Origin of the sequence: Shewanella sp. N2AIL (genome assembly GCF_022690845.1) — a bacterium.
Taxonomy (GTDB): domain Bacteria; phylum Pseudomonadota; class Gammaproteobacteria; order Enterobacterales; family Shewanellaceae; genus Shewanella; species Shewanella baltica.
Genome location: NZ_JALBYT010000010.1, coordinates 95,305 through 109,531 on the forward strand (window position 1 = coordinate 95,305; position 14,227 = coordinate 109,531).

The 14,227-nt window shown below is 42.6% G+C and carries 10 protein-coding genes; 9 read left to right on the top strand and 1 reads right to left on the bottom strand.

The annotated features are described in order from the left end of the window. Window positions 1-9: 9 nt before the first annotated feature. Complete coding sequence (locus MO387_RS08255) at window positions 10-3,129, top strand: multidrug efflux RND transporter permease subunit (RefSeq protein ID WP_107947934.1); 3,120 nt, start codon at window positions 10-12, stop codon at window positions 3,127-3,129. 466 nt (window positions 3,130-3,595) lie between these two features. On the opposite strand, the gene MO387_RS08260 is transcribed toward MO387_RS08255, so the two are convergent. After that, on the bottom strand, window positions 3,596-5,365 hold the full coding sequence (locus MO387_RS08260) for a flavocytochrome c (protein ID WP_107947936.1): 1,770 nt from the start codon (window positions 5,363-5,365) through the stop codon (window positions 3,596-3,598). A 226-nt stretch (window positions 5,366-5,591) separates the two neighbouring features. Between MO387_RS08260 and MO387_RS08265 the strand changes: the two genes are divergently transcribed. From MO387_RS08265 to MO387_RS08300, 8 genes are all read left to right on the top strand, one after another. Further along, window positions 5,592-6,620, top strand: coding sequence for a porin (locus MO387_RS08265; RefSeq protein WP_107947939.1), 1,029 nt, complete (start codon window positions 5,592-5,594; stop codon window positions 6,618-6,620). A 147-nt stretch (window positions 6,621-6,767) separates the two neighbouring features. Next, entirely contained in the window at window positions 6,768-7,625 is an 858-nt protein-coding gene (locus MO387_RS08270) for a LysR family transcriptional regulator (RefSeq protein WP_234420949.1), read from the top strand. 38 nt (window positions 7,626-7,663) lie between these two features. Next, window positions 7,664-8,890, top strand: coding sequence for a DUF819 family protein (locus tag MO387_RS08275; RefSeq protein ID WP_107947944.1), 1,227 nt, complete (start codon window positions 7,664-7,666; stop codon window positions 8,888-8,890). Between the two features lie 480 nt (window positions 8,891-9,370). Further along, window positions 9,371-10,288 (top strand): site-specific integrase, encoded by a 918-nt coding sequence (locus MO387_RS08280; RefSeq protein WP_076499596.1) that lies wholly within the window; start codon window positions 9,371-9,373, stop codon window positions 10,286-10,288. Between the two features lie 324 nt (window positions 10,289-10,612). After that, window positions 10,613-11,278 carry a recombinase family protein gene (locus MO387_RS08285; protein ID WP_199908728.1) on the top strand — a complete coding sequence of 222 codons (666 nt, stop codon included), beginning with the start codon at window positions 10,613-10,615 and terminating at the stop codon, window positions 11,276-11,278. 896 nt (window positions 11,279-12,174) lie between these two features. Next, on the top strand, window positions 12,175-12,438 hold the full coding sequence (locus tag MO387_RS08290) for a hypothetical protein (RefSeq protein ID WP_107947946.1): 264 nt from the start codon (window positions 12,175-12,177) through the stop codon (window positions 12,436-12,438). Window positions 12,439-12,514: 76 nt separating this feature from the next. Continuing rightward, window positions 12,515-13,306, top strand: coding sequence for a hypothetical protein (locus MO387_RS08295; protein ID WP_107947948.1), 792 nt, complete (start codon window positions 12,515-12,517; stop codon window positions 13,304-13,306). 232 nt (window positions 13,307-13,538) lie between these two features. Beyond that, the gene (locus MO387_RS08300) at window positions 13,539-14,153 is read left to right on the top strand and encodes a hypothetical protein (RefSeq protein WP_076499589.1); all 615 of its coding nucleotides are present in this window, start codon (window positions 13,539-13,541) and stop codon (window positions 14,151-14,153) included. Window positions 14,154-14,227: the final 74 nt, after the last annotated feature.

A 14,227-nucleotide genomic window follows, 5' to 3' on the forward strand; every position in this document is an offset into this window, starting at 1 on the left:
GAAGTCGCCATGCCCCAGTTTTTCATCAACCGCCCAGTATTTGCTTGGGTGATAGCCTTATTTATCGTACTGATTGGCGTCATCGCCATTCCCAAATTACCCATATCCCGCTACCCATCAGTGGCACCCGTGTCGGTGAGCATTTATGCCGCTTATCCTGGAGCCACGCCACAGACACTTAATGACTCTGTAGTAAGCCTTGTCGAGCGTGAACTATCGGGGGTAAAAAACCTACTGTACTTCGAATCATCGGTGGACAGCTCGGGCAGTGCACAAATAACCGCCACCTTCAAACCAGGCACTGATGCGGAAATGGCCCAAGTTGATGTGCAAAATCGTATTAAGGCTGTTGAACCACGCCTACCTCAAGTTGTACGGCAGAGCGGTCTGCAGGTTGAGTCGGCCGCTTCAAGCTTTTTGATGATGATTGGTATGACATCTCCAAACGGCCAATTCGACGAAATCGCGCTAAACGACTATTTAGCACGCAATATTGTCGAGGAACTGCGCCGAATCGACGGTGTTGGTCGCGTGCAATTATTCGGTGCCGAGCAAGCCATGCGCGTCTGGGTAGACCCGAATAAACTCACCGCCTATAGTCTGACAATGAACGACCTTGCTATCGCTATTGAGCAGCAAAACGCACAAATAGCCCCAGGGCGACTCGGTGATGAACCTGTCTTACAGGGACAACGACTGACGGTTCCCTTAACAGTGCAAGGACAACTCAGCACACCCGAGGAGTTCGCTGCTATCGTCCTACGTGCCGGTGCCGATGGCGCAAAATTGGTGCTCTCTGATGTGGCACGGGTCGAGCTTGGCGCTCAGTCCTATGGTTTTTCTAACCGTGAAAATGGTGTGGCGGCGACCAGTGCTGCTATCCAGCTCTCGCCAGGAGCCAACGCTGTACGCACAGCTTCTGCGGTACGTGAACGTCTAGCCGAACTGGCGCTGAGTATGCCTGCTGGCATGAGCTACTCAGTGCCATTCGATACCGCCCCCTTCGTCAAAGTGTCTATCGAAAAAGTAATCTATACCCTGTTTGAAGCTATGGCGCTGGTATTTATGGTGATGTTCCTGTTCCTGCAGAACCTGCGCTACACACTTATACCAGCTATCGTCGCGCCCATAGCGCTACTCGGAACCTTCGCGGTGATGTTACTGGCAGGCTTCTCAATCAACTCGCTGACCATGTTCGGCATGGTGCTGGCCATTGGCATTATTGTTGACGATGCTATTGTGGTGGTGGAAAACGTTGAGCGACTGATGGCTACCCAAGGACTGTCGCCGCGGGAGGCAACCTCACAGGCGATGAAGGAAATTACCGGCGCGGTGATCGGTATCACGCTAGTGCTGACCGCCGTATTCATCCCCATGGCCTTCGGTAGCGGCTCAGTGGGAGTGATCTATCAACAATTCACTTTGTCGATGGCGGTGTCTATTCTGTTTTCGGCCTTCCTCGCACTGACCCTAACGCCAGCACTATGCGCCACGCTACTGCGCCCAGTTAGTGCTGATCACCATCAAAAAGGCGGTTTCTTCGGCGCCTTCAACCGTGGATTTGAACAACTCACCGCAGGCTATAGTGCACGCGTAGCACGATTGGTTGGACGCAGTGGACGTATGATGGCGGCATTTGCCGTACTCTGCGCAGTGCTGATCCTCGCTGCTGGGCAATTGCCGTCGTCCTTTCTACCAGAAGAGGATCAAGGCTATTTCATGACCTCCATCCAATTACCCACAGGCGCTACCAGCGAGCGCACGCTGGATGTGGTCAAAGCCTACGAGGCGCACGTCGCATCGCGCCCAACGCTGGGTGCAAATATGGTAGTGCTGGGCTTTAGCTTTGCAGGCTCCGGCCCCAATGCAGCCATGGCCTTCACTATGCTCAAAGATTGGGATCAGCGTAATGGTGCTACGGCAGCCGAAGAAGCGGCACTGGCGCAGCAAGCTATGGCTGATAACGTTGAAGGCACAGTGATGACCATGATGCCGCCAGCCATTGACGAGCTGGGCACATCCTCCGGTTTCACTCTGTTCCTGCAGGATAGAGCCAATCGGGGCGAGGCTGCATTGATAGCTGCACAGGCACAATTGCTGGCACTAGCTGCCCAGAGCAAGGTGGTCAGCGATGTCTACCCAGATGGCCTGCCGCCCGGTGAGAGCATTAGCCTGAATATCAATCGGTCAAAAGCCGAGGCTATGGGTCTGTCCTTCGCCGCGGTAAGCAGCACACTTTCGGCGGCCATGGGATCACTGTATGTCAATGATTTCCCAAATAATGGACGTATGCAGCAGGTCATCCTGCAGGCCGACGCTACGGCACGAATGCAATTGGACGACGTGCTCAGCCTCCGCGTGCGTAATTCAAGTGGTGGCATGGTGCCTCTACGGGAAGTAGTGACGGCTGAATGGAAAGAGTCGCCACAGCAAATGATGCGCTTTCAGGGCTTCCCTGCTATGCGTATTTCCGGGGGTGCTGCAGCTGGCGTTTCCAGCGGCGCAGCGATGACCGAGATGGAACGCTTAGTGGCGCAATTGCCGCAAGGGTTCGCGGTAGCGTGGACGGGGGCATCATTGCAAGAGCGCCAATCGGCGGCACAGGCACCATTGCTGATGTTGTTGTCCGCTCTGGTAGTATTTCTGGTACTCGCTGCATTGTACGAAAGCTGGTCGATCCCACTGTCGGTGATGTTGGTCGTACCGCTGGGGCTGCTGGGCGCGGTAGCGGCTGTAATGTTGCGTGATATGCCTAACGATGTGTTCTTCAAGGTGGGAATGATCACCATCATCGGCCTATCAGCAAAAAATGCCATTCTCATCGTCGAGTTCGCCCGCCAATTGCACGCCGAGGGCCATACGCTGATAGATGCTGCAGTGACTGCTGCACGCTTGCGTCTACGTCCCATTCTGATGACGTCATTGGCATTTACTCTCGGAGTAATACCCTTAATGCTTGCGAGCGGTGCCAGCGCCGAAACTCAACATGCAATCGGTACTGGCGTATTCGGTGGCATGCTCAGTGGTACCTTGCTGGCAATATTCTTCGTACCGGCGTTTTTTGTCTTTGTCATCGGCACACAAGAGCGCTTGAGTGCCTGGCTTGCGCGGCGTAATACAGCCAAATAGCCTCACCCGCTTTGATGCTCTGTAGGAAAGTCTAACAACACCATCCTATTGAGCATTAAAGCTGATCAATATATGTGTAATAATTTTAAACACTGGAAATATAGGTTCAGTGATAGTAATCGTTACTGCGTATCCGGCTTATGGTTCCGACGCTCATATCTGTAATCGGTTCTCTAAGAAGCCGTGCGATGCTGGACTCGCCGACAGTGTATTATTCGATTCATCGACAGAGTAAGTACAATTCGCCAATATTCCCGCGTTATCTAAAAAGATGAAGCCATCGAAAAGTGAGCAAAATCCATCAAATCTAATTCTACCGACAAATAAAAAAGAGAGGCTAAATTAGCCTCTCAAAAAATAGCAGGGGAGCACTTTAACTTAAGCAATAATTTTATTGCTAATATTTACGATGAATAAAACTTGAGATGTTGTGAGAGACAATAACGAGTCTCTCACTGATTTAGCGTTACTTTGTATTTAGAGCATGCTTGGCAGCATTTGCACCTGCAATTTTACCAAAAATAACGGTGTCTGCGACGGCATTTCCCCCTAAACGATTATAACCATGCACACCACCCGTTACTTCGCCAGCAGCAAATAAACCGATCAATGGTTTACTCTGAATATCCAGCACCTCTGCCTTTGTATCAATTGCAACACCACCCATAGTATGGTGAATACCAGGGGCCACTTTTACTGCATAAAAAGGAGCTTTCGCCAGTGGTAATGGCATTTGTTCGCGGGCAAACTCCTCATCCTTCCCTTGCTTAAAGTAACGGTTGTAGTTTGAAGCCGTATTTTCTAACGCGCTTTCTTTCATACCTGTGATTTTTGCAAGCTCTGAAATTGTATTTGCTTTTTCCAGCATGCCTAAATGGTCATACCCCTGAACCATTTTTGCCTTTTTATAAAGCTCATTATCAAAGACTAACCAAGCATATTGTTCAGGTTGCTTTAGAATGGCATCAGATGCTTTGTCGCGAGTCGTTAATTCGCTGATAAAACGATTGCCATCTTTATTCACCATAATGGCCCCTACTCCCCTAACCGTTTCCGAGATTAAAATACGGCTGTCCTTTCCAACAGTAGGATGAGCTTGTATCCAGTCAATGTCAGTCATACTCGCTCCAATCGCTTTGGCAAGTTCAATGCCATCACCTGTAGAAGTGATGTTATTCGAACTGGTCATTCCTTTAAATGTTGGGCGATAAAATGCAACCATTTCTTTATTAAATCCATAACCACCTGTGGCTAAAACAACCGACTTAGCTGCAACCATATAGTGACCAGAGTGTTTACCGTGGATGACAACACCAACAATTTTTTTGTCTTCATCAACGACAAGTTTTACAACTTTAGAGTTGAGCCTTGTATCAACCCCTTCTTTATCCGATGCTTTTCTAAGTACATCAATAATATGTGGACCAACACTTAACCCACCAGATGGACGATGTGTTCTATCGACTCTAGCGCCGCCAGAGCGTTTTAAATCATCCATATTGGCGCCTAAAGATTCTAGCCATTTAATACCATCAGCAGATTGCTCAGCGAGTATTTGCACCAACTTTGGATCATTCGCGTAACGTCCACCTTTCATAGTGTCTTCAACAAACCATTCGATTTTATCATCGACCTTATGGTCTTTTTGCTGGACAGTCCCTACTGCATTATATCCACCTGCAGCGAGCATAGAGTTACCACCACTAAATGGTGCTTTATCAAGCAATATAACGTTCGCACCGGCCTTTTTAGCCGCAATCGCAGCATTAAACCCAGCACTACCGGCTCCAACAACAATCACATCCGTTGTTTCTTTAGGACCTGCTGCTATCGCTTTATTTATTGCTTCATTATCCCAACCTTTATCCCACTGTTCTTTAGATTTTGCTTTATTAAAAGGCATATCGAGCCCTTTAAATGAATGACATTCATTACAATATAACTTTGGTTGCTCATGCCCTTTATGACAAGACGTACAATTAATATCACCTAAGTGGGAAGAATGTGGGTCAATTTCTAGTTTGGGGTTCGCCAACTTCTCATAATCACCATGGCAAGATTTACATTGTTTATTTTCAAATGTCTCACTATCGCTTACTTTATTGGGTAATGCATGGCATGTTTTACAACCATTCATGCTTTTATGAAATGAAGCCAAATCATTTTTATTATCCGCAGCTAATGATGAAAATGTTAACATAGAAAAAATGATAACACTCAAGCATTTTACCTTCATACAATTCTCCAGTTTTTATTTTGGTAAGATTTCCCATGATGATAGTTGTTTATTCATTTAAAATAGTGACAAAACGCAATAAATCGAATTCATTAAGAATAACTTAACAGACATTAAGTTATTCTTAACTCGATTTATTTGTTGACTGGATGTGATCCAAAGCGGAGACGTGTCCCATTAAATCTTTAACATGACATTGCTTTTACATTCTAAAAAGGTGATGTTAATGAAAACAGCTAAATATATTGGTTTTGGTCTTATTTTAATTTGTTCAAATCAGGTTTTATCTGAGCCACTAGATTTCTATGGAAGACTATGGCTTGGTGTTGCGAACTCGAACAACGGTCTTTCTGGTAATGAAAAAGTTGATGGGGTTTCCCTTGAAAACTATGCATCATATTTAGGTGTTAAAGGTGAGTATGGTGTGTATGAGAATTTTAGCCTGTTATATAAATTTGAAGCAGGGATAGAAAGTTTTGACAATGATGACTCTAACATTTTTAAACCTAGAAACTCTTACTTAGGTTTTAAAACTAGCTATGGTTCGGCTGTTTTCGGAAGAAATGATACCGTTTTTAAAAGTGCTGAAGGGAAAGTGGATTTATTTAACATTACCTCAAGCGATATGAATATGCTCATTGCAGGCAACGATAGACTTGGTGATTCGGTAACATTAAAAAGTGCCAAAGTTGCAGGTATGACTATGGGTGTTAGTTATGTTTTTGATAAGGATTTCAATAAAAAGAATCCTGAACTATCTGACAAACAGAACAATTATGCAGTTAGCTTATCCCTCGGCGACGCATCACTTAAAAGTAATAATCATTACATCTCAATAGCCTATGCAGATGGTTTAAATCAGCTAGAGGCAACAAGACTGGTTGGTGGTGTTGCTATTTCATCAGTAAAATTGGGAGCCATGTACCAGCATTCAGAGTCTAGTCTTTATGATAATATTAAAGGGAATTCCTATCTATTAAGTTTGAACGTTCCTATTGATAAATATGATATAAAGCTTCAATATTTAAAAGATGATGCAGGGCTTGGTAAAATCACAAAAAATGCTGGAGCAGATCTAAAAACACTAAAAGAGAGTGATGCTAATCAATATTCTCTAGGTGTAGATTTCAAGGCTCAGAAGGATTTAACTTTTGGAGTAGGTATATCCTATTTTGATGGTTATTACACGGATGCAAAAGGGCATACTAAGTTTGATGACACTCTAATGTCTGTATCCACAAAATATCTATTTTAACCTATCCAAAGAAAGCGGCCATTTTGGCCGCCTTATGAAAATTAGACATTCATCATGTTAATTATTCATCAATTCAAACTATTATACTGCTTGTAAACTGACTTCCCCCTCGCGGAGCATATGATGCGGATAACATTAAGGCAATTGATGATCTTTAAAGCCATACATTCTGAGAGACAGATCTCAAAAGCAGCAAAAGTACTTCATATGTCAACACCGGCAGTAAGTATGGCGCTTAAAGAATTAGAGAGTTCTTTAGGCTGTAGATTATTTGAGCGCATCTCAGGTGGTTTAGTGGTTAATGCGCACGGGGAAATAATATTACCTTATGCTAATGAAATGCTATCTAAAGGAAAAGAATTAGAAAATATATTTTCATTCCCTGAGCATGGTATTAAAGGGACATTAACTATCGGGAGTAGTAAGACTGCTGGTAACTATGTATTATCTAGAAAAATCCCATTATTTAAGAACCAATATCCCGACGTAAAGATTAAACTAGTTATTGATAATAGTTTAGTGATTGAAAAAATGGTTTCAGAAAGAGAACTAGACTTAGGCTTTATTGATGCTAAACCCGCGAGTAAAAATCTCATTTGTGAGCATTGGTTACAGGATAATCTTTGCATTGTGAGTGGTGTAACTCATCCTGCTGCGCATGGTTTAAATACAAAATCTTGGCTTAGTGAACAATTATGGATATTCGACCATGAAGCATCACTCTCTCGAATTCGTGCCATTCAATTATTGAAAAGCTTAAATATTCATGTTCGCGATGAAATATGCATGTCAACAATTGGTGCAATTAAAAGAGCAATTGGAACGGGTATAGGCTTGAGCGTGCTACCTCTGCTAGCAATTGATGCCGAATTAGCACGAAAAGACCTTATCTTGTTACCGATTGATGGATGGGATTACAAAAGAAATTATTGGTCAATTCAGCGTGAAGGGGAAGAATTATCTGCATTAAGCATGAACTTCTTAGCCTTTAGCAAGCTACTGTAAAATAGCACATGCAAACAACTCTCCCACGGTGAATTAAAGTGATTTCTTCAGATCTTGAAATAGGACTTTTTTTAGGATTTTTACTATGCGGTTTATTTTACACGCATACATCCTCAATAAAATTTTTTAAAAATTTTTATCGAATTTTTCCTTTAATGCTAATGTGTTATGCCCTACCTGCCATTTTTAGTTCGCTACATTTTATAGATGCGAGTAATAGTCAGCTTAGCGAAATGGCAAAAACACATTTAATGCCCGGTTGTTTATTTTTGTTAATTTTAGGAACTGATTTTTTTGCTCTAAGTTTAGTAGGAAAAAAACTTCTCGGCATGTATGTACTAGGTGCTGTCAGCATCTGTATTGGCGGCCCATTAAGCCTATGGTTAGGTTCTATATTTTTCCCATACGAACTCGTTTGGCAGGGAGACAACGCGGCATGGAAAGGCATGTCAACACTGATGGCAAACTGGCTTGGAGGAACCGCAAATCAATTGGCAATAAAAGAAATCCACGATGTTGGTGATGCCGTATTTGCAGTAATGATGGCAATTAATATTCTTTTCTCAAGCTTATGGATGGTCATATTACTTTTCATTGCTGAACGCCAAGATAAAATCGATGAATACCTAAAAGCAAATAAAGCCTATAAACCAATATTTCCTAATAACATCAAGAGTAAGCCATTAGATAAGCAAACAACTTATTATTGGATAATGATATTGAGCTGTACTTTTTTAACTGTGATTTTTTTTAGTGAAAATTTATCGTCTTTCCTTGCTAACAGCATCGCTAACAGCTTCCCATACTTGTTTAAATATAATCTCACCTCTGATTTTTTTTGGTCTGTACTAATTGTTACTTTTTTAGGGTTATCATTTTCACTGACAAATGCAAGGCATGTCTTAGTCAAAGAAACTCGGCATATAGCTCTTTTTATTATCTATATAATGATAATGCTAATGGGATTAAACTTTGATATTAGCGCTCTAAGTGTCGCACCCTATTATGTCTGTATTGGTCTTATATGGTTCGCCATACACATAGTCATCTTATTTACTTTTACTGTACTTCTCCGCTTACCTATTATGTACTTAGCAATCGCGAGCCAATGTAATATTGGTGGTGCTGCATCAGCACCGGTTATCGCCAGTGCTTTTCATCCAAGATTGGCTTCCGCAGCTCTATTGATGGCAGTTTGGGGTTATACTTGGGCTTCATTGTTGGCGTGGTATTTTGGTTTTTTAATGCAGTTTATTCAACCATAAGATGGGAACAAAAAATGTGTCCAACTAATTTTTTACTCCCAATAAATGCCACTCCTGAATCTTCTAAGCACTACCCAAAGCTTTCAGCAAATTTCTATTTAACTATACAACTTATCCATTACCCCACCCCTATCAATCAAACCTCGGGATGATTCAACATCTGAATAAAGCCGTAGCTACGCGCAGCCTGCCCCTATTTGTTATGTTTTTCATGATTCAAGCTAGGACACTTTACCATGCATATACCTAAGTCTTTTGGCATGCTTAAAAAGAACTTTAAAATCGCATAAAAATAAAAAAACCTGCAAACTATTAAGTTTGCAGGCTTTTTAACTCTTATAAAAAGAGGAATTTGGTCGGTATGAGAGGATTCGAACCTCCGACCCCTGACACCCCATGAATACAGCTACTTAGCCTACGCTAAGGCCTAAGTATTTGCAAGATAAAAGGAAAGTCTGTGTACACACTAAGGATATGTACATGGCAACTTATCGACTATTACCAAGTGGAAATATCAACGCAATGATTCGCCCAAAAGGTCAAAAGGCAATCACCAAGACCTTTAGAACAAAAGCTGAAGCTGAGGCTTGGGTAAGCCAAGTAGAAGGCCATAGCTTGATCGCAGGCTCACTAGCGCATTGTTCAAACTTATATTTAAATACACTAAAAGGTCGAGGAGGCACAGAGGCAACCACTTACAGGGCGACTAACTTAATCAAGGGGCTTCCACTCCAAGCGAAGGAGATAACGCTTAAACACATTGCGGCCTATACACAAGAAAGGCAGACCTTAGTTAGCGATTCCACAATCCGCTTAGAGCTTCAATTACTCAGCCGTATACTCAAATTTAACCATCTACCTAATATCCTTGAAGGATACAAATTACCTAGAGCTGGCAAGCCTAGAGAACTCGTAATCGACCCTATTCAATACCAGATGATACTTAATGATATAGCGCCTAAGATTGCCCCTCTGGTGGTCTTAAGTTATGAAACAGCTATGAGGCGCAGCGAGTGCCTAAGCATAACCACTGAATGTATTAACTGGCAATCAAAGACCTTGAGACTGACCGATACTAAAAACGGTTTTGACAGGGATGTTCCCTTAAACAGTCGAGCCTTAGCTGTACTCAAGCAGGCTGCTTCATTAGTTCAGGATGGTTATCTATTCAAAAGCAAGCCCTATACAGTTAGCCAAGCATTTAGGCGCTCCTGTGACCGTTTAAAACTACCTAAGGCACTGTGTTTTCATTCATTGAGGCACACGGCCATTACCCGTTATGCAAATCGTAAGCTCAATACACTTCAACTTCAGGCGATTTCAGGACATAGAGATATAAGTATGTTAGCGAGATATACCCACATCAAGGCGAGTGATTTAGTTTGTTTATTAGAGTAATTGCAATCGGTTCACTAAGCCGTTGATATTGGAATTTCAAAAAATGAGGGAAAAATGTACGGCAACTAGTGCATGAGTTGACTTGTCTAGTTTCCCCCATAGGGGGGCTTACTGCCCTCTCAAGGCTATTCAAACCAATTATTAGCGGCTTGCCAGTTTTATTAGCCCCTCACTCTTTAGTATTGAAAATGTGAATAGCATCACTTGTTACCTCATCCCTAACTCATAACAGAATAAGAATATCTACTTGACCAAGCGTATTCAGCAAGTATACTTCAATGATAACAGCGTTACTTACCCAATTACCTAGGCTTACGATACCAAATGAATACACCTGAATCAGATAACGACCGATACCACATGCTGAATACACCTAAGCTTATCATTCGAGCTTACCTCAGGGCGTCCACCAGCGAGCAAGATAGCAGTCGGGCTAAACCTGAGTTGATGGCATTCACCAAAGCCCATGGGATGGCCGTTACGACCTTTTATCAAGAAAACGTATCAGGTACTAGCTCAGACCGTCCAGAGCTTAACAGGCTTATTGAGGAAACCTCAGAGGGCGACATATTATTGATTGAGAAGATGGACAGACTGAGTCGTTTACCTTGGGAGTTATGGCAATCACTTAAAGCCAAGATAGCCGCTAAGGGGCTAATCATCGTTATCGTTGACCAACCTCAGACACACTCAGCCCTAACCACAACTGATAGTAACTCAGGCTTCATACAACGCGCTCTAACGGCTTTTATGCTAGACCTAGCCGCTGGTATGGCTAGAGACGATTATGAGACTAGAAGGGCTAGACAGGCCCAAGGGATAGCAAAGGCTAAGGCAGAGGGTAAGACTTGGGGTGGACAGAATAAGGATGCTCAGTTACATGAGGCCATCATTACCCAATTGCAGACCATGAGTATCAGGAAAACCGCAGAACTATTAGGTTGTTCTGTATCAACGGTTCAACGGGTAAAGAAGCAATCCGAGGCCTAGAAAACCTACTAATACACTCAACGATTAAAGTCAGCCCCGATACTAAACTGTCGGGATTCACTAGGGTATTTCCTTATTTATCAATTACTTAGTTAAATCCAGCTACGTAGTTAGGGGCTAATTAGCACCACTATTGAAGGAATGATATAAAATCCCATTATAAATCATATAACACAGAAAGCCTAAGTACAAGTTTTTATATCAAGCCACTTAGAAAATAATTATAGAAATTACTTGACACGTATTTGTTAATAAAAGTCCGCAATTATTAACGCTGACCTAAGGCATTGGTTTTATTGACAAAAACAACTAGTACCACTATCGAATAGAATACTAGCCATCTAGCCACCCAAACACACACCTTAAATCACCGTTAAGATTGCCTCCTCAGGGTAATCAATACTTATCTTCCTGCATTCAATTGCAAACCAGTCAATCCCAGTAATTTAATTAATCACTATCAAGGCCGTAGTGAGCAACTTAATTAGATGAAGTGATTGGCTGGTGGAAGGTCAGTATTTCGCCCACCTATGGCCTTAGGGTTGGCGCTGAGATTATCTTCAAGTTACACACACAAAGTCTTTGATAAAGGCCTAAAGAAGGTAATAGAAGGCTCCTAGTTTAATTTCTTATTATCTTCTTAAAAGATTAAGACCTTAAGAGGCAACTAGTAAGAGATTTTAAAGATATAAAGAAGTTAGGTAAAAGCAACCTATTGGGCCTTCTTAGCCTATTAACCTCTGACTCAACTTAACTTATATTAACTCGGCCTAATGAATGGGCCTACCTTTTGAGCTACCCGCTAACCCCAGTACCAACTTACCAACCTAACTTAGAAATCAACCAGCCCCTATCGAGGGCTAATTTTAGCTACCCCAAATAAGGAGAAAATCATTATGTCAACTATCGGAGATTCTAATCGCAGCCGAAACAAGGTCGTTGTAACACCTATCAGCACTTTCAAGTTACCACCAGTTATTAGCTTGGAAGACTTAACAAACCCGAATGCTACTTTAAATAAATCCCATTTATCGGGTAAGCAAGACGGCACATGCTTTACCTTAATCACGGGCGATCACTGGACCATTGTTAGGGCAACTGGAAACCACACCAATGCCCCTTGGATAGCCTTAGACGGAACTAAATACACCCCAGAATAAACCTACATCAAATTAACTTAATAGCCTCTGTAATGGCCTTACAGAGCGCCTAACATAATCCTGAGGAGATATATCAATGACTAAATCAACCACGAAAGAAACCACCTGCCCGACTATGACTAACAAAGAGCTGGCTAAGGTCTTATCAGCATTTTCTGAGGGCAAAAACGAAACAGTTAGATTACTGCTTAATGAGAAACTATTACCAGCGATCACCGAGGAGCAAGCGCTAGCCCTGACTAATGTTGAAAATATAATTCCTTCTACTTATGAAGATTATTATGTAAACCGCTACACGGCTGAATATGACTTAACTCAAGACTATTTAAACAACCCAATAACTGACATTTCTGAGTGTTTAGAGAGCTTTATGAGGAACTCACGGTATGGTATGGCCCTCAATAGCGAATACCTAGAAAGTGCGATTAAGTTGATTGAAGGTAACTTAGACAGCTTACGGGAAACCCTTGAGAACATAAAGACATTCAATTGCAAACCAAACGCCCTAGGAGCCAACCAGAGCTACGTTAAAGAGCTCTTAGGGCAAAGGGCGGCCCGTCATGCTCAGTACGTCCAAATGACTGATTTGGAGCTCCTACGATTAGAGCTCAAACTAGAAGGTGAAGAATTATCAGCAGTTAAGAGCGTCATTGATGCGCGTATTGAGGCAGCTAAGGCCGCTAGAGAAGCCTGCCAATCAATAAACACTACCACTTACTCAGGCGATATGGTCGTTATTAATGGTGTCCAGATGACAACTGGAGAGGCTAAGAGACTTGCCAATTCACCTAACCAAACCCCCTCAAATAGTGTTACTGGCTTCAATAATCGGACAGCCTCCAATGCTTTCTATATAAGCAAAGACTAATACGTAATACGCCCTTCAACCTCGGAGGGCCTCATCTAAAGGAGACAACCCATGGAATTACAATGTAACGGATGCAATAAAGAATTACCTAGCTCAGAGTTCTACACTAACGGCTTTATCAATGGGAAGCATACTAGGCGTTCAAAGTGTAAACAATGTGAATGTGCTAGGTCGAAGGTAAACCACCATAAGCGTGTAATCAGGGAAAGATTAAAGCGAGAGGCGAGCCGCCATGCGTAAGGTGTATGGAATTGGGATTAATGATGTCAAAGAATCAACAAAGAACTCAACCTATAAAGCATGGTCCAATATGCTTAAACGCTGCTATAAGCTCAATTCAGGCGCGATAGTGTGCAAGCAATGGTTAACCTATTCTAACTTCAAAAGCTGGTATGAGGTCACCTCAGAGCGTATTCGCGCAACTGGATACCAAGGTAAGTTAGAGTTGGATAAAGACTTGAATTGCCAAAATGGACTAATGTACTCATCAAATGATTGCACGCTGTTACCACCTGAGGTAAATATTTTATTGGCTAAGCTGGGTTGTACATCACGAAACACTACAGGCCTAGCGGGTGTGTCACAACTAACAGGTAATCAAAGGACTAAACCTTATTCAGTATCCAACCGCATTGACGGGAAAGAAACACAGCATACATTCAAGACACCTGAGGAAGCATACTCATATCGCCTAGGTTACTTCGTTGGGCGTATTGAAAGCTTCTTAGAGGCTTATTCGGACATGCTCAAAGCACAATGCAGGTATCACAGCTTGGTCCGCTTAAGTTCGATTGAGGCCGTAGCTCAATTTGAGTCAATGGATACGATGGTAAAGTCATGCGGTTAGGCGCTTCTACGTGAAACCTATAAGGGGTATGCCTTGCTAACTTCAAAGTATGAAACGTAATCACGATTGACAAG